Source organism: Variovorax sp. GW823-FHT02B07 (genome assembly GCF_058797695.1).
The window spans coordinates 67,360-83,407 of the sequence record NZ_JBXAJX010000005.1 but is presented as its reverse complement, the minus strand read 5'-3'; the positions used below and the strand labels follow the sequence as shown (position 1 = coordinate 83,407).

General features: G+C 68.0%; 14 protein-coding genes. 9 read left to right on the top strand and 5 right to left on the bottom strand.

Annotated elements, in window-relative coordinates; translation table 11 throughout:
- Positions 1-34: 34 nt before the first annotated feature.
- Both AC1RGU_RS23945 and AC1RGU_RS23940 read right to left on the bottom strand, forming a co-directional pair.
- Positions 35-793, bottom strand: a complete 759-nt coding sequence (locus tag AC1RGU_RS23945; RefSeq protein WP_062479619.1) for a basic amino acid ABC transporter substrate-binding protein — start codon at positions 791-793, stop codon at positions 35-37.
- An 81-nt stretch (positions 794-874) separates the two neighbouring features.
- A complete protein-coding gene (locus AC1RGU_RS23940) occupies positions 875-1,597 on the bottom strand; it encodes a hypothetical protein (RefSeq protein ID WP_492698378.1) in 723 nt (240 codons plus the stop codon).
- Positions 1,598-1,776: 179 nt separating this feature from the next.
- Here AC1RGU_RS23940 and AC1RGU_RS23935 point away from each other — a divergent pair, with 179 nt between their 5' ends.
- From AC1RGU_RS23935 to AC1RGU_RS23920, 4 genes are all read left to right on the top strand, one after another.
- A complete protein-coding gene (locus AC1RGU_RS23935) occupies positions 1,777-2,421 on the top strand; it encodes a hypothetical protein (protein WP_492740809.1) in 645 nt (214 codons plus the stop codon).
- A gap of 13 nt (positions 2,422-2,434) precedes the next feature.
- Positions 2,435-2,977, top strand: a complete 543-nt coding sequence (locus tag AC1RGU_RS23930) for a GTP-binding protein (RefSeq protein WP_070063237.1) — start codon at positions 2,435-2,437, stop codon at positions 2,975-2,977.
- Positions 2,974-3,363: a roadblock/LC7 domain-containing protein gene (locus tag AC1RGU_RS23925; protein WP_139700765.1), complete on the top strand. Its 390-nt coding sequence runs from the start codon at positions 2,974-2,976 to the stop codon at positions 3,361-3,363. Before AC1RGU_RS23930 ends, AC1RGU_RS23925 begins: the two co-directional genes overlap by 4 nt.
- 97 nt (positions 3,364-3,460) lie before the next feature.
- Positions 3,461-3,820: a hypothetical protein gene (locus tag AC1RGU_RS23920; protein ID WP_062478225.1), complete on the top strand. Its 360-nt coding sequence runs from the start codon at positions 3,461-3,463 to the stop codon at positions 3,818-3,820.
- An 86-nt stretch (positions 3,821-3,906) separates the two neighbouring features.
- Here AC1RGU_RS23920 and AC1RGU_RS23915 read toward each other — a convergent pair whose 3' ends face one another.
- Complete coding sequence (locus tag AC1RGU_RS23915; protein ID WP_062478228.1) at positions 3,907-4,383, bottom strand: Lrp/AsnC family transcriptional regulator; 477 nt, start codon at positions 4,381-4,383, stop codon at positions 3,907-3,909.
- Between the two features lie 178 nt (positions 4,384-4,561).
- Here AC1RGU_RS23915 and AC1RGU_RS23910 point away from each other — a divergent pair, with 178 nt between their 5' ends.
- From AC1RGU_RS23910 to AC1RGU_RS23890, 5 genes are all read left to right on the top strand, one after another.
- Complete coding sequence (locus AC1RGU_RS23910; protein WP_492698373.1) at positions 4,562-8,173, top strand: indolepyruvate ferredoxin oxidoreductase family protein; 3,612 nt, start codon at positions 4,562-4,564, stop codon at positions 8,171-8,173.
- Positions 8,174-8,431: 258 nt separating this feature from the next.
- Positions 8,432-8,767, top strand: a complete 336-nt coding sequence (yajC, locus tag AC1RGU_RS23905; protein WP_062478234.1) for a preprotein translocase subunit YajC — start codon at positions 8,432-8,434, stop codon at positions 8,765-8,767.
- An 89-nt stretch (positions 8,768-8,856) separates the two neighbouring features.
- The gene (gene secD / locus AC1RGU_RS23900; protein ID WP_062478237.1) at positions 8,857-10,740 is read left to right on the top strand and encodes a protein translocase subunit SecD; all 1,884 of its coding nucleotides are present in this window, start codon (positions 8,857-8,859) and stop codon (positions 10,738-10,740) included.
- Between the two features lie 18 nt (positions 10,741-10,758).
- A complete protein-coding gene (gene secF, locus AC1RGU_RS23895) occupies positions 10,759-11,721 on the top strand; it encodes a protein translocase subunit SecF (protein WP_062478240.1) in 963 nt (320 codons plus the stop codon).
- Between the two features lie 112 nt (positions 11,722-11,833).
- Positions 11,834-14,233, top strand: coding sequence for a DUF1631 family protein (locus AC1RGU_RS23890; RefSeq protein ID WP_492698371.1), 2,400 nt, complete (start codon positions 11,834-11,836; stop codon positions 14,231-14,233).
- A gap of 60 nt (positions 14,234-14,293) precedes the next feature.
- Here the strand turns inward: AC1RGU_RS23890 and AC1RGU_RS23885 are convergent, their stop codons facing one another.
- The gene (locus AC1RGU_RS23885) at positions 14,294-14,830 is read right to left on the bottom strand and encodes a Smg family protein (protein WP_492698369.1); all 537 of its coding nucleotides are present in this window, start codon (positions 14,828-14,830) and stop codon (positions 14,294-14,296) included.
- A 59-nt stretch (positions 14,831-14,889) separates the two neighbouring features.
- Positions 14,890-16,032 (bottom strand): DNA-processing protein DprA, encoded by a 1,143-nt coding sequence (gene dprA / locus AC1RGU_RS23880; RefSeq protein WP_492698367.1) that lies wholly within the window; start codon positions 16,030-16,032, stop codon positions 14,890-14,892.
- Positions 16,033-16,048: the final 16 nt, after the last annotated feature.

Sequence of the window (16,048 nt, the reverse complement as noted above, 5' to 3'; positions counted from 1 at the left end):
GAGGGCGGCCGTGTTCAGGAAAATGCCGTGCGGCTCAGCGCACGTTCGGGTCCTTGTTGAACCACTTCTTGTAGATCGTCACGTAGCTGCCGTCGGCGCGGATGGCCGCCAGGCCGGCCGACAGCTTGTCGAGCAGCGCCTTGTCGCCCTTCTTCACGACGATGCCGAAGCCTTCTTCGGGGAAGGACTTGTCGTCCAGCGTCTTCAGTTCGGGGTGCTGCGCCACGCGGTAGGCGATCACGCCGTTGTCGCCCATGGCGGCATCGACGCCGCCGCCGGCCAGCTCGGAAATGATGAGTGGCGTGCTCTCGAAGCGGCGGATGTTGGGGCTGGTCTTGCCGAACTCGCGCGAGGCGATGTCGTCGGCGGTGGAGGCGCTGACCACGGCGATCTTCTTGCCCGTGAGGTCCTTCAGCGAGGCCACGGTGCTGTTCTTCGGCAGCGCGATGAGCTGGCGCGCCGCGAAGTACGGCGGCGTGAAGTCGTAGCTCTGCTTGCGCTTCTCGTTGATGGTGACGCCCGAGATCACGAGGTCGACGTCGCCGTTGTTCAGCGCGCCGAAGATGCCGGTGAAGGGCGTGTTGACGATCTTGATCTTCAGGCCCTGCTGCTTGGCGATGGCGTTGATGATGTCGATGTCGAAGCCGACGATCTGCTTGTCCTTGTTCTCGAAGGCAAACGGCGCGTAGGTGGCGCTGGAGGCCACGGTGAGTTCGCGGTTCTGGGCCTGGGCACCGAAGGCGAGCGTGGCGGCAGCGAGGCCGAGGGCCAGGGCACGGCGTAGAGAGTTCATTCGGGGTCCTTGTGTCTTTGCCGCCCGGCGGGAAGCGGTGGGCGAGCATTTTAGGCGGTCGCTATCGGGACCCCTTGCCGCCTACCGAGCGAACAGGAGGTAGAGCGCGACGGCCACCACGGCCACGACCGCGATCACCTTGCCCGCGCGGGGCGAGGCGGGCGCCCCTGTGGAGTGCCACGTCACGGTGCGGGTGCGCACGGTCTTCGTGCGCCCGCCGCTGTTGCGCTCCGTGCGGGCGAGCGCATCGGCCACGACCTGCCGGCCCTCCGGCGAGACCGCGGACATCGGCGTGGCAAGCATCTGCAGCTGCGCGGGCGTCAGCACGCCGGTGCGCACGGCCCAGGCGAGCGTGGCGGCCGGCGAAGCGGGCGCGGCCCATTCGGGTTCCTGTGCGGGCAGCAGGCTGAGGGCCTGTGCGTGCTGCGCAGGATCGATCAACTGCAGCGCCTGCAGCTGATCGAGGGCGCTCTCGGTCACGCCGTCTTCCAGGCGGTTCGCCATGAGGCTGATCTCGAGCAGCACCCAGGCCGGCGCCTGCCCGCTGACCATGGCCACCGCATTCGCCACGGTGCGGTGCGCCTCGTCTTGCGCACCCGGGGCGGCACGGGCGCGCAGGCCGGGCAGCGCCTCCGGCGCGACGATGTCCTTGGCGGCTGCCCAGCCCAGCGCTTCGCTCGGGGTGCGCAGCGGCGCGTTCGGCAGGTCGGGGTGCGCGAGCGCCTGCGCGTGTTCCGCGTCGGTCAGCAGGCCCAGGGTGTGCAGGTGCGACAGGGCCCGTGGGCCAGCTTCTTCGGAATTCATGGGCCCCAGTGTCCCAGAGGTCTCGCGAAGGGCCGCGCCGCCGGCCCGGCGCTCCCAGCGTGTGCGTTACTTCTCGGTGCGCGTCCAAATTTGGGCATCGACTCGATACACAACGCATCAATTAGTTAACACATATAACAATAAGGAACTATTAAGAACAATTGCTCAGGGAAGAAGGTATGCCATTGGTTTTGGGCGTCATGGGGCTCCCTCAGGTCGAGGTCGAGCTCCTGCGGATCATCGTTCGCCTCAGCTCCAATCTCCGGTCGTTGTGGACGGTCAGCGAGTCGCAGCCCTGCGACCTGTTGCTGGTGGACGGCGATGCGCCGGCCGCCGAGCGGCAGACGCCGGCCGCGCGCTTCGTGGTGCCGATGGTGGCGCGCGGCGAGGCCCTGGCCGCCGCGCCCGCGCGCCGCACGCTGGCGCGTCCCATCTACGCGGAAGAGCTGGTCGCGCTGCTCAACCAGGTCGCGCCCAGCGGGGCCTCGGGCGACGCGGCGCGCGCCATGGTGCGCTCGATCCGCGCACGCGCCTCGCTGATCCGCTGGCCCTCGCAGGTGACCCTGCAGCGCCATCCGATCTACGTGCGGCTGGCGGCCGCCCTGTCCAAGAGCGCGCAATCGGCCGAAAGCCTGAGCGTGCTGGGCCGCATCGACGTGCAGGAGTGCAGCACTTTCCTCGGCCTGCTGGAGGAAGAGGGCGCGCTGACCTGGTCGGAGGAAGCCCGCGCGCCGCGCCCCTCGGGGGCCGGCGCCGGCGCCGAGGCCGCGCAGCACAAGCGGGGGTTGCTCTCGCGCATCCGCCGACGCCTCGGGCTGGCCTGAACGGGGCGCCGGCATGAGGGACTTCAAGCTCGTCTTCACGGGCCCGATGGGCGTGGGCAAGACCACGGCCATCGCGGCCATCAGCGAAACCGCGCCGATCGCCACCGAGGTCGCCAACGCCGACACCTCGGTCGCCAAGGCCACCACCACGGTGGGGCTCGACTTCGGCCAGGTGACGCTGGACAACGGCGACCGGCTGCGCCTGTACGGCACGCCGGGCCAGAGCCGCTTCGACTTCATGTGGAAGATCCTGGTGCGCGACGCGCTGGGCCTGGCGATCCTGCTGGACAACAGCCGGCCCGACCCGATGGCCGACCTGGCCCAGTACCTGGACGGCTTCGCCGGCGCGCTCGAGCGCATGCCCTGCGCCGTGGGCGTGAGCCGCCTGCCCTCGCACCCCACCCCCACGCTCGACGACTACGCGCAGGCCCTGGCGGCGCGCGGGCTGGTGCTGCCGCTGCTGGCGGTCGACCCGCGCCGCAAGGACGACGTGGTCGCGCTGATCGAGACGCTGCTGATGCAGATCGAAGTGCTCGACGAGGAGGCCGCGCCATGAAGATTCCCCACGCCCTGAAGCTGCGCGCCGCGGTCGAGGCGCGCCGCGTGCTCGACGAGGTCACGGGCATCGCTTCGGTGGTGATCGCCACGCCCGACGGCTTCGAGATCGCCAGCGTCGCGCGGCGCGACGTCGAGCCCGCGCGCATCGCCGCCATGGCCAGCTCGATCGCCGCCATCGGCGCGGTGGTGTCGCAGGAGGCGCGTCTGGGTCGCTGCACCTGCATCACGGTCGCGACCGACAACGGCTTTGCGCTCGTCAGCCCGGTGCACAGCGGCGAGACCTCGCTGGTGGTGAACGTCATCGCCGACGCCGACGCGGTGCTCGCGCAGGCGATGTACCGCACGGCGGCCTGCGTGCGGGCGCTCGAGGCGCCGCAGCCCTAGGCCTCACCCACGAATTCACGGGCGGGGACGGATTGGCATGCGACGTCTCCACCCTCTTTTTTCATTCGCATGAATTTCACTCACAGGACTTACTGACATGGCCTCGATCCAGACCAGCCTCGACACCCTCCTGACCGCCGACGGCGCCCTGTGCGCTGCCGTGGTCGATTCCGCCAGCGGCATGATGCTGGGCGCCGCCGGCTCCGGCGTGGACCTCGAAGTGGCCGCCGCCGGCAACACCGAAGTGATGCGTGCCAAGCTCAAGACGATGCGCGCGCTGGGCCTGAGCGACACCATCGAAGACATCCTGATCACGCTGGGCAAGCAGTACCACCTGCTGCGCCCGATGGCGCAGAAGGAAGGCGTGTTCATCTACTTCGTGCTCGACAAGGCGAAGTCGAACCTGGCGCTGGCCCGCCGCAAGCTGCAGGACGTCGAGAAGGACATCACCTTCTAACCAGATAGAAGGTGCACCGCCCTCGGGCGGATGGACGGGCCGGCTCCCTCGCGGGAGGCGGCCCTTTTTCTTTTCTGGAGGGGCGGCTACTTCGCCAGGTGCCCCAGCGGCAGCGCGCTGTTGGCCTTCACCTCGCCCAGCGAGAAGCTGGTGTGCAGGTCTTTCACGTTCGGCAGGTTCATGAGGTTCTGCCGCGCAAAGGCCGAGAAGCCGTTCAGGTCCTGCGCCACCACCTGCAGCTCGAAGGTGCCGGTGCCGCTGATGTAGTGGCAGGCCACCACCTCGGGCATCTTGCGGATCGCGTCTTCCAGCTTGCGCGTGGCCTCGTGGGTCACGCGCTCGGTGTCCACGCGCACGAAGGCCAGCACGCCCAGCCCGATCTTGTGGCGGTCGATCTCGGCGCGGTAGCCCTTGATGAAGCCAGCGTCTTCCAGCGCCCGCACGCGGCGCCAGCAGGGCGCCGCCGACAGGCCCACGCGCTGCGCCAGCTCGGCGTTCGTGAGGCGGCCATCGGTCTGCAGTTCTTGCAGGATAGCGAGGTCGAACTTGTCAATGCTTTCCATGGGGGTGGATGTTAAGCAAGATTCTTTCTGAAAGTCGTTTTTTCGAGGCAAAAAACGCAAACACCTGTCGCAGACCCCGGCATACACTTTGCGTCACCATGGGCTTGCGCCCTACCGGGCACAGACCCACACCCCTCAGCCAGGCCCACAAAGCCCTGCCAATACGGAGACAGAGAACATGAACGCCCCGCTGCCCGAGCACATTCGCCGCGCGCTAGAAACCGTCACGCTCGACGACAAATACAGCCTCGATTACGGGCGCGCCTTCATGAGCGGGGTCCAGGCCCTGGTCAAGCTGCCGATGCTGCAGCGCCTGCGCGACAAGCAGGTCGGCAAGAACACCGCCGGCTTCATCAGCGGCTACCGCGGCTCCCCGCTCGGCGGCTACGACCAGGCGCTGTGGAAAGCCAGCAAGTTCCTCAAGGAACAGAACATCGTCTTCCAGCCCGGCGTGAACGAAGAGCTTGCGGCCACGGCGCTGTGGGGCACGCAGCAACTGGGCTTTTCGCCCCAGGGCACCAACAAATTCGACGGCGTCTTCGGCATCTGGTACGGCAAGGGCCCGGGCGTGGACCGCTGCTCCGACGTGTTCAAGCATGCCAACATGGCCGGCACCACCGCCTGGGGCGGCGTGATCGCGGTGGCCGGCGACGACCACATCTCCAAGAGCAGCACGGCCGCGCACCAGAGCGACCACATCTTCAAGGCCTGCGGCACGCCGGTGTTCTTCCCGGCCAACGTGCAGGAAATTCTCGATCTGGGCATTCACGCCTTCGCGCTGAGCCGCTTCTCGGGCGTGTGGTCGGGCATGAAGACGATCCAGGAGATCGTCGAGTCCAGCGCCACGGCCATGATCGACCCCGAGCGCGTCGACATCGTCATTCCCACCGACTTCGAGATGCCGCCCGGCGGCCTGCACATCCGCTGGCCCGACCATGCGCTAGAGCAGGAAGCCCGGCTCATGCACTACAAGTGGTACGCCGCGCTGGCCTACATCCGCGCCAACCGCCTGAACCACAACGTGATCGAAGGCCCGAACGACCGCTTCGGCATCATGGCCAGCGGCAAGGCCTACAACGACACGCGCCAGGCGCTCATCGACCTGGGCTTGGACGACGCGGCCTGCCGCCAGCTGGGCATCCGCCTGCACAAGGTGGGCGTGGTGTGGCCGCTGGAGGCGCAGCTCACGCGCGAATTCGCCACCGGCCTGCAGGAAATCCTGGTGGTCGAGGAGAAACGCCAGGTCATCGAATACCAGCTGAAGGAAGAGCTCTACAACTGGCGCTCCGACGTGCGCCCCAACGTGGTCGGCAAGTTCGACGAAGGCGCCAGCTCCACGGACGACGGCTACTCCGGCGGCGAATGGTCGATGCCCAACCCGACCTCGCACACGCTGCTGCGCGCCAACGCCGACCTGAATCCGGCCCTCATCGCCAAGGCCATCGCCGCGCGCCTGAAGAAGACCGGCCTCTTGGCCGCCGCCGGCGCCGACATGGCCGCGCGCATCGACGCGCAACTGGCCATCCTGGAGGCCAAGGAGCGCGCGATGGTGGTGCAGCAGGCCTCCACCAGCGTGGCCGACGCCACGCGCCAGCCCTGGTTCTGCTCGGGCTGCCCGCACAACACCAGCACCGTCGTGCCCGAAGGCTCGCGCGCGATGGGCGGCATCGGCTGCCACTTCATGGCGACCTGGATGGACCGCTCCACCATCGGCTTCACGCAGATGGGCGGCGAGGGCGTGCCATGGGTCGGCCAGCAGCCCTTCACGACCGACCAGCACATCTTCGCCAACCTGGGCGACGGCACGTACTTCCACAGCGGCCTGCTCGCCATCCGCCAGAGCATCGCGGCCGGCGTGAACATCACCTACAAGATCCTCTACAACGACGCGGTCGCCATGACCGGCGGCCAGACCGTGGGCGAGCGCCCCGAGGGCCACTCGGTGCTGCAGATCGCCGAGAGCCTGCATGCCGAGGGCACGAAGAAGGTCGTCATCGTCACCGACGAGCCCGAGAAGTACGAGGGCGTGAACATCCCCGGCGACCACGTGCAGGTGAAGCACCGCGACCTGCTCGACGACATCCAGCGCGAGTTCCGCGCCATCGCCGGCACCACGGCCATCATCTACGACCAGACCTGCGCGACCGAGAAGCGCCGCCGCCGCAAGCGCGGCACGGCCGTCGATCCGGCCAAGCGCGTGGTCATCAACGAGCTGGTCTGCGAAGGCTGCGGCGACTGCAGCGTGCAGAGCAACTGCCTCTCGGTGGAGCCGCTGGAGACCGAATTCGGCCGCAAGCGCACCATCAACCAGAGCAGCTGCAACAAGGACATGAGCTGCCTGAAGGGCTTCTGCCCGAGCTTCGTGACCGTCGAGGGCGGCCAGCTCAAGAAGAAGGGCAAGAACAAGGCGGCCACGCCGGCCGAGTTCGGCCTGCTGGCCGAGCCCGCCATTCCGTCGCTCGCGGGCGGCAAGGTTTGGGGCGTGGTGGTGGCCGGCGTTGGCGGCACCGGCGTGATCACCATCGGCCAGCTGCTGGGCATGGCCGCGCACATCGAGGCCAAGGGCATCGTCACGCAGGACGCGGCGGGCCTGGCGCAAAAGGGCGGCGCCACCTGGAGCCACGTGCTCATCGGCGACACGCAGGACGACATCCGCACCACCCGCGTGGGCACCGCGGCGGCCGACCTGATCCTGGCCTGCGACCCGCTCGTCACGATCAACGCCGAGACCATGGCGCGCATGCGCGAAGGGCGCACGCACGTGGCGCTCAACAGCCACAGCGCGCCCACGGCGGCCTTCGTGCGCAACGCCAACTGGCAGAACCCCGAAGACGCCTGCGCCGCTGAAATTGCGCGCGCCGTGGGCATCGACGGCCTGGGCGCCTTCGACGCCGATGCCGCCGCCACCGCGCTGATGGGCGACACCATCTACGTCAACCCGATGATCCTGGGCTACGCCTGGCAAAAGGGCTGGGTGCCGCTGGCGCACGAGTCGCTGATGCGCGCCATCGAGCTGAATGCCGTGGCCATCGAGAACAACAAGACCGCCTTCGAGTGGGGCCGCCAGGCCGCCGTGCGTCCGGACGAGCTGCAAAAGCGCGTGCGCCCGGGCCAAGTCATCGAGTTCAAGAAGCGCGAGACAGTCGAGGCCCTCGTCGCTCGTCGCGCCGAGTTCCTGACCGGCTACCAGAACGCCGCCTACGCCGAGGAATACAAGGCCTTCGTCGGCCGCGTGCAGCAGGTCGAGTCGGCCGTCGGCAAGAGCACGGGCCTGGCCGAAACGGTGGCGCGCTACCTGTTCAAGCTCATGGCCTACAAGGACGAGTACGAAGTCGCCCGCCTGCACACCGACCGCAGCTTCCTGGACCGCGTCGAGGGCATGTTCGAGGGCGACTACAAGCTCAACTACCACCTGGCGCCGCCGCTGCTTGCAAAGAAGAACACCAAGGGCCAGCTGCAGAAGCAGAAGTTCGGCCCCTGGATGCTCACGGGCTTCCGCTTCCTGGCGAAGCTCAAGGGCCTGCGCGGCACGGCACTCGACGTCTTCGGCCGCACCGAAGAGCGCAAGACCGAGCGCGCCCTCATCGGCGAGTACCGCGCCAGCATCGAGGAAGTGCTCAAGGGCCTGCGCGCCGACAACCACGCGCTGGCGCTGGAGATCGCGAGCCTGCCCGAGCAGATCCGCGGCTACGGCCACGTCAAGGAGCGCAACCTGGCGGCGGCCCGCACCCGCTGGACCGAGCTGATGGGCAAGTGGCGCAACCCGCAGGCGCAGCGCGCAGCGGCCTGATCCGACAGGCCCGTTTCCCCTGACAAAGAGCGCCCCTGCGGCGCTCTTTGCTATTTAAACCATAGCTGAAAGCCCTCGGGGGTGCGCCGGATAAGGGCGCGAAACGGCCATCCGCGCCGAATACAATGCCCGACTGCGCGCGGCCTCCCCCGCCGAGCCTTTGACTTGCGGCCCGCATCCCTCGTGGGCGCGGAACCGCGGGCCCGGCCCGCGCATCTGAAGTCTTTTTCTTCTCTCTTCCCTCTGCTGGAGACTCTCTTGTTCATTTCCTCTGCTTTCGCTCAAACCGCGCCCGCAGCCGCCGGTGGTGGCGACATGTTGTCTTCGCTGGGCAGCATGCTGCCGCTGGTGCTGATGTTCGTGGTGCTGTATTTCGTCATGATCCGCCCGCAAATGAAGCGCCAGAAAGAGGCCCGCGCCATGATCGAAGCCCTGGCCAAGGGTGACGAAGTCGCCACGGCCGGCGGCGTGCTCGGCAAGATCACCTCGCTGAACGACCAGTACCTCGGCCTGGAAATCGCCAACGGCGTCGAGATCAAGATCCAGCGCAGCGCGGTGGTCCAGGTGCTGCCCAAGGGCGCCGTCAAGCAATAAAAGCGTGAGCTGAACCTTGCGCTTCAGGGCGCAGGGCCCCAAGTCACGCCGTGTTCCATTTCTGAAACGCTTGTGAAAAGCGCCTTCTCATGAACCGTTACCCGGTCTGGAAGTACACGATCATCGTGATCGTGCTGCTCGTGGGGCTCATCTACGCCCTGCCCAATTTCTTCGGCGAGGCACCCGCGGTGCAGGTGTCCGCGGCCAAGACGACCGTCAAGGTCGATGCCGCCACCCAGACCCGGGTCGAGGAGGCGCTGAAGGCGGCCGGCCTGACGCCCGACCTGGTGACGCTGGACGCCGGCTCGCTGCGCGCCCGCTTCACCACCACCGACGACCAGCTCAAGGCGCGCGACGTCGTGCAGCGCGCCCTGGTGCCCGACGCCAGCGACCCGCCCTACACGGTGGCGCTGAACCTGCTGTCGCGTTCGCCCAAGTGGCTCACGTCGCTGCATGCGTTCCCGATGTACCTGGGCCTGGACCTGCGCGGCGGCGTCGACTTCCTGCTGCAGGTCGACATGAAGGGCGCCATCGACAAGAAGGCCGAATCGTTCGCGAGCGACCTGCGCACCACCTTCCGCGACAAGAGCATCCGCGGCACCCAGGTCAGCCGCAACGGCCAGACCGTCGAGGTGACCTTCCGCGACGCGGCCTCGCTGGAGACCGCCAAGCGCCTGATCGTGGACCAGTTCCCCGACCTCAGCACCACCGACACCCAGGACGGCACCAACTGGCGCCTGACCGCCACCATCAAGCCCGAGGCGGCCCGCCGCCTGCAGGACGCCGCGCTCAAGCAGAACATCACGACCCTGCACAACCGGATCAACGAACTCGGCGTGGCCGAGCCGGTGATCCAGCAGCAGGGCCTGGACCGCATCGTCGTGCAGCTGCCCGGCGTGCAGGACACGGCCAAGGCCAAGGAAATCCTGGGCCGCACCGCCACGCTCGAAATGCGCATGGTGGACGAAAGCGCCGAAGGCCGCGCGGCCGAACTGAGCGGCGCGCCCGTGCCCTTCGGCTCCGAGAAATTCCTCGACCGCGGTGGTCGCCCGGTGATCGTGAAGAAGCAGGTGCTCGTCACCGGCGAGAACCTCACCGACGCCCAGCCCGGCTTCGACCAGCAGAGCAACCAGCCCAAGGTCGACCTGACCATGGACGCCAAGGGCGGTCGCATCATGCGCGACGTCAGCCGCGAGAACTACAAGAAGCGCATGGCCATGCTGATCTTCGAGAAGGGCAAGGGCGAAGTGCTTACGGCCCCGTCGATCAACGGCGAACTGGGCAACCGCTTCCAGGTCTCGGGCTCGATGACGGTGGCCGAAGCGAGCGACCTCGCGCTGCTGCTGCGCGCCGGCTCGCTGGCCGCGCCCATGGAGATCATCCAGGAGCGCACCATCGGCCCGACGCTCGGCGCCGACAACATCGAAAAAGGCTTCAAGAGCGTGATGTACGGCTTCCTGGCCATCATGGTCTTCATGTGTGCCTACTACGCGCTGTTCGGCCTGTTCTCGTCGATCGCGCTGGCCGTGAACCTGATGCTGCTGGTCGCCATTCTCTCGATGCTGCAGGCCACGCTCACGCTGCCCGGCATCGCGGCCATGGCGCTGGCCATCGGCGTGGCCATCGACTCCAACGTGCTGATCAACGAGCGCGTGCGCGAAGAGTTGCGCAACGGCGCCTCGCCGCAGGCCGCCATCCACGCGGGCTACGACCGCGCCTGGGGCACGATTCTCGACTCCAACGTGACCACGCTGATCGCCGGTATTGCGCTGCTGGCCTTCGGCTCGGGTCCGGTGCGCGGCTTCGCGGTGGTGCACTGCATCGGCATCGTCACCTCGATGTTCTCCGCCGTGTTCTTCTCGCGTGGCCTCGTGAACTTCTGGTACGGCCAGAAGAAGAAGCTCAAGTCTGTGTCGATCGGCACCGTCTGGCGGCCCAAGACCGACGGCACGGCCGTGGTCGACACCAAGTAACGGCCGAGGACCATCGCCATGGAATTCTTCCGCATCCACAAGACCATCCCGTTCATGCGCCATGCCCTGGTGCTGAACATCATTTCCTTCGCAACCTTTGCGCTGGCGCTGTTCTTCCTGTTCCACCGCGGGCTGCACCTGTCGGTGGAGTTCACCGGCGGCACGGTGATGGAAGTGGCCTACGAGCAATCGGCCGACATCGGCAAGGTGCGCGAGGCCGTCACCAAGCTCGGCTATCCCGAAGTGCAGGTGCAGAACTACGGCACCTCGCGCGACGTGCAGATCCGCCTGCCCACCCAGAAGGGCATGAGCTCCGACCAGCAGAGCGCGCAGGTCATGCAGGCGCTGAAGTCGGTCGACCCGTCGGCCACGCAGCGCGGCATCGAGGTCGTCGGGCCGCAGGTCGGCGACGAGCTGACCTCCAACGGCATCAAGGCGCTGGCCATGGTGGTGATCGGCATCATGATCTACCTGGCGTTCCGTTTCGAATGGAAGTTCGCGCTGTCCACCGTGCTGGCCAACCTGCACGACGTGGTGATCATCCTGGGCTTCTTCGCCTTCTTCCAGTGGGAGTTCTCGCTGGCGGTGCTGGCAGCGGTGCTGGCGGTGCTGGGCTACTCGGTGAACGAGTCGGTCGTGATCTTCGACCGCGTGCGCGAGAACTTCCGTCGTTACCGCAAGATGACGACCACCGAAGTCATCGACAACGCGATCACCTCGACCATCAGCCGCACGATCATCACCCACGGCTCCACGCAGCTCGTGGTGCTGTCGATGTTCTTCTTCGGCGGCCCGACGCTGCACTACTTTGCGCTGGCGCTGACCATCGGCATCTGCTTCGGCATCTACTCGTCGTGCTTCGTGGCCGCCGCGATCGCGATGTGGCTGGGCGTGAAGCGCGAGGACCTGATCAAGGGCCCGCCGGTCAAGCGCGACGGCGACTCCGGCGGCGACGACCCGAACGCCGGCGCCGTCGTCTGAGGGATACTTCGGCGCTAGCTTCGCGTCACCCGCACTTGTGCGGTGGCGCATCCCGATGCAAGCTCGGGGCTGTCGCCGATGAACCGTTCTCTCCGGCCTTTCCGATCCATCAATGAGCACTGCGCGGTCCGCTTCTTCCCTGCAGCTCGCACGCGAGGCGCGTGAGCGTTTCGTGGCGGCCACGGAAGGTGCGATCGCTCCGCTGGCCCAGGCCATTCGCGACCGGCTGACCGCGGTGGCCTCCGATGTCGGCAGCGCGCGCACCATGCAGGAAAGCCGCGACGACCTCGTGGCGTTCCAGGGCCATGCCTCGCAGTGGGTGTCGCTGGCGCAGACCGGCTGGCGCAAGGCGCTGGGCACGGGCCCGGCGGGCGCCACCTCGTCGGCCCCCGCGGCGCTGCGGCTGGAGCTCATCGGCGACGAGGTGGTCGAGAGCAACATCCTCGCCTCGCGCCTCGCGCAGACCATCCACGACAAGGCCAGTTTCGAACTCAGCGACCTGCGCCTGCGCATCCAGCACCTCGAAGGCACGCACGAGCTCGATGCCCGGGACGTGCTGAAACCCGAGACCCTGGCCAAGCTGCTGGTGGAACAGTGGCTGGCCGCCGGCCTGAGCCGCGAGGCCTGGGGCCGTGTGCAGGGCACGGCGCAGCAGGCCCTGGCGGACGTGGTCGTGAAGGCCTACGAAAGCGCCAACGCCTTCCTGATCGCGCAGGGCGTGATGCCCGAAATCGACCTCAAGAGCTTCGTGCGCCGCACGGGCGATTCGGGCGGCGGCCCGTCGTCCATGGGCATGCCGGTGTCGTCGAGCATGCCGATGGGGCAGGGCGCGCCGGCGGGTGCGGCGGTGCCGCACGGCCAGCAGCCATCGCAGCAGCAGCAGCGTCCGGGCTTCGCTTTCCAGGCCTCGCATGCGGCGTCCGTGCCGTCGTCAGGGCCGGCCTCCAGCTCGATGATGGGCAGCTCGCCGCTCGCCTTCGCGCGGCAGCGCGCGCAGACCGCGCTGCTGAGCCTCAAGCGCTTTGTCGCCGCGCGCATCGGCGGCGAGGCCGGCGCCTCGCAACCGGGCGGGGGCACGACCGGCACCGGTGGCGGCGTGGCCGCGCCCCGCGTGTTTTCACGCACCTTTGCCGGCGCCATCGCCGATGCCGAGGTCGCCTACCGCATGGCGGCCACGCAGTACATCGACGGCGGTGGCGAGCAGGCCACGCTGATCCAGCAGACCGCGGTCGACCTGCGCCGGCGCACCGCCGAGCTCAAGAAGCGCGCGCCCACCACGGCCGACAAGGCCACGGTCGAGATCGTGGCGCTGATGTTCCAGGCCATCCTCGCGGAAGAGCGCATTCCGTTCTCCGCCCGCGTGTGGTTCGCGCGGCTGCAGATGCCCGTGCTGCGCGTGGCCATCGCCGAGCCCGAATTCTTCGGCACCCTGCAGCACCCCGCGCGCATGCTGATCGACCGCATGGGCTCCTGTGTGATGGGCTTCGACGCCGCCGCCATCACCGGCAGCGCGCTCGAGAACGAGATCAAGCGCGTGGTGCAGGTGATCGAGCAGTACCCCGAGACCGGCCAGCGCGTATTCAAGCTGGTGTTCGACGAGTTCGTCGCTTTCCTCAGCCGCTACCTCACGCAGAGCGACGCCACGCAGCGCGTCATGAGCGTGGCGCAGCAGGTCGAGCAGAAGGAGACGATGGCGATCCAGTACACCATCGAGTTGCGCAAGATGCTCAACGACATGCCGGTGCGCGACGAGATCCGCGAGTTCCTGTTCAAGGTCTGGGCCGAGGTGCTGGCCATCGCCGCGCTGCGCTACGGCGCACAAGGCGAGCACACCGTGATGCTCAAGCGCGTGGCCTCCGAGCTGGTCTGGGCCGCGAGTGCCAAGCCCAACCGCGCCGACCGCGCCCGCGTGATCCAGGACCTGCCGCAGCTGCTGCAGCGCCTGCGCCAGGGCATGGACCTGCTGGGGATCGTCGGCGAGCCGCAGGAAGGACACATCAAGACCATCGGCGCCACGCTCACCGACGCCTTCATGTCGAAGACCGAGGCCATTCCCCAGGCCAAGATCGAGGCCATGGCCGAGCGGCTGGCGCACCTGGAAGACTTCGTGACCGACGACGGCAGCGCCTCCAGCCTGCCGCTGGACGCGCAGAGCATCGAGCTGCTGCTCGGCGTGGACGCGACCGCCATCGAGGTCATTTCCGACACCGCCGGCGTCAAGGTGGCCGAAGACATGCTCGCGTGGACCCACGAGCTGCAGGTCGGCAACTGGTTCATGCTGGACCACAACGACCGCGTGACCCAGGTCCAGTTCGTCTGGCGCAGCGACCGCAAGCAGCTGCACCTGTTTGCCTCGGCCGACGGCCGCAGCTTCCTCATCCAGGCTGGGCGCTTGGCGATGTACCTGCAGGCTGGCCTGCTGGTGCCGGCCGAGGAAGAAACGCTCACCGCGCGCGCAACGCGCGAGGCGCTGGCGAAGCTCGATGCGAATCCCGAGCGGCTGCTGAACTAGTCAGCCGCGCGGCGGTTCTCGTCTGTTCCGGGGAGAGTTTGAACTGCCTTGGGGGCGAGTTCAGTGTGCCGTACGGCCTTCGCGGCTCTCGCAAAGCTCATCGAGCACGAGTGCATCGGGCTCGATGCCCGTGCTCCAGTGCACCATCAGCACGATGATCTTGAGTTCGTCCAACGCCACCGGGTCGCCCGGCGCGGCCATCGCGCGCTCGACGACGACCTCACGCAGGCCGCAGGGCAGCACGTTCGACAGCTCGAGAAAACGGATGAAGCCGAGGCATTCGGCGCCGAGGTGTTCCTGCTCCGACGGCGAGTACACGCGCATCGACTGGCTCGACTGGGGCAGCGCCGCATCGGGCGCGCCGCCCAGCGTGACGCGGGCAGTGGTGATGGCGTTGTCGTCATCGCCTTCACTGGTCTGGTGTTCAAACTGCAGGCCTTGCGTGGCAAGGCTCAGGCCGTCGAGCCACTGCAGGGCGTCGCGAATTTCTTCCGCCTCGAAACCGTGCGCACTGAGCTTGCGGCCCAGCTGTTCGGGTTCGGGGCAGGCATCGCCGCGCCAGTAGTTTTCATACACAAACACGAGCACTTCGAACATGGGCCCAATATAGCCGAGGAATCTGTCGTGTGTCCCCAGGCTTTCGTGCACTTCGTGCGTCAGCCGACGGCTGCTCTTTGAAACAGGCCGCCGGGCAGCCGCGAGACATGCCCGTCGAGTTCAAGCTCGAGCATCTTCGCCTGCAGCTGGGCCGCGCTCCAGCCGGTGCGCGCGCTCAGCGCATCGAGGCTCACCGGGTCGAAGCCGAGGGCATCGAGCAGCGGATGCTCCGGGGCCGGTGAAGACGTGTCGCTGACCAGCGTGCGAGCGGCCGGCGCGAGTGGCGGCAGCTCCTCGAGGATGTCGTTCACCGACTCGACCAGCTTCGCGCCCTGCCGGATCAGCGCATGACAGCCGCGCGATTGCGGCGAGTGGATCGAGCCGGGGATCGCGAACACTTCCTTGCCCTGTTCCGACGTGAGCCGCGCGGTGATGAGCGAGCCCGACGCCAGCGCCGCCTCGACCACCAGCGTGCCGCGCGCCAGGCCTGCGATGAGGCGGTTGCGCTTGGGAAAGTTCTGCGTGAGGGGCGGCGTGCCCAGCGGCAGCTCGCTCACGATCAGCCCCTGCAGCGTGATGCGGTGCGCGAGGTCGCGGTGTCGCGCGGGGTACACGCGGTCCAGGCCGGTGCCGACCACGGCCACCGTGGCGAGCACCGGGGCGTCGCCGGCCGCGTCGAGCGCGCCCAGGTGCGCTGCGCCGTCGATGCCGAGCGCCAGCCCCGAGACCACGGGCAGGCCCGCTTCGCCCAGCGCCCGTGCGAAGGCGCGCGCATGGCTGGCGCCCTGCGGCGTGGGGTTGCGGCTGCCGACCACGGCAAGGCTGCGGCCGAGTTGCGTGAGGTCGAAGGCGGCGGCGCCGAGCACGTAGAGCATCAGCGGCGGGTCGACCATTTCGAGCAGCGAACCCGGGTAGCCGGCATCGCCGAGCGTCACGACGCGGCGCGTGATGGCGCCGCCGGTGGGGTCGTCCGCGGGGTGCAGCCATTGCCAGGTCTGGTCGACCTGCGCCTGCAGGCCGGAGGGCGGCTGCTTGAGCGCGGCGGCCTGGGCGGTGCTGACGACTTCGCACAGCGTCGCCTCCGGCTGCGCGAAGATCGCGTCAGGCAGCCCGAAGGCCGCGAGCAGGCGGCGTGCGGCGCCGTCGCCGACGCCTGGTGTCAGTGAAAGTCGCAGCCAGCCTGCGAGTTCTGCGCGTTCCAAACGAGTGTGCGAGAAA

What these genes read in the sequence shown, in the direction of transcription:
- AC1RGU_RS23945 (WP_062479619.1), bottom strand. Translation starts at nt 793, where the DNA reads ATGAACTCTCTACGCCGTGCCCTGGCCCTCGGCCTCGCTGCCGCCACG.
- AC1RGU_RS23940 (WP_492698378.1), bottom strand. Translation starts at nt 1,597, where the DNA reads ATGAATTCCGAAGAAGCTGGCCCACGGGCCCTGTCGCACCTGCACACC.
- AC1RGU_RS23935 (WP_492740809.1), top strand. Translation starts at nt 1,777, where the DNA reads ATGCCATTGGTTTTGGGCGTCATGGGGCTCCCTCAGGTCGAGGTCGAG.
- AC1RGU_RS23930 (WP_070063237.1), top strand. Translation starts at nt 2,435, where the DNA reads ATGAGGGACTTCAAGCTCGTCTTCACGGGCCCGATGGGCGTGGGCAAG.
- AC1RGU_RS23925 (WP_139700765.1), top strand. Translation starts at nt 2,974, where the DNA reads ATGAAGATTCCCCACGCCCTGAAGCTGCGCGCCGCGGTCGAGGCGCGC.
- AC1RGU_RS23920 (WP_062478225.1), top strand. Translation starts at nt 3,461, where the DNA reads ATGGCCTCGATCCAGACCAGCCTCGACACCCTCCTGACCGCCGACGGC.
- AC1RGU_RS23915 (WP_062478228.1), bottom strand. Translation starts at nt 4,383, where the DNA reads ATGGAAAGCATTGACAAGTTCGACCTCGCTATCCTGCAAGAACTGCAG.
- AC1RGU_RS23910 (WP_492698373.1), top strand. Translation starts at nt 4,562, where the DNA reads ATGAACGCCCCGCTGCCCGAGCACATTCGCCGCGCGCTAGAAACCGTC.
- secD (WP_062478237.1), top strand. Translation starts at nt 8,857, where the DNA reads ATGAACCGTTACCCGGTCTGGAAGTACACGATCATCGTGATCGTGCTG.
- secF (WP_062478240.1), top strand. Translation starts at nt 10,759, where the DNA reads ATGGAATTCTTCCGCATCCACAAGACCATCCCGTTCATGCGCCATGCC.
- AC1RGU_RS23890 (WP_492698371.1), top strand. Translation starts at nt 11,834, where the DNA reads ATGAGCACTGCGCGGTCCGCTTCTTCCCTGCAGCTCGCACGCGAGGCG.
- AC1RGU_RS23885 (WP_492698369.1), bottom strand. Translation starts at nt 14,830, where the DNA reads ATGTTCGAAGTGCTCGTGTTTGTGTATGAAAACTACTGGCGCGGCGAT.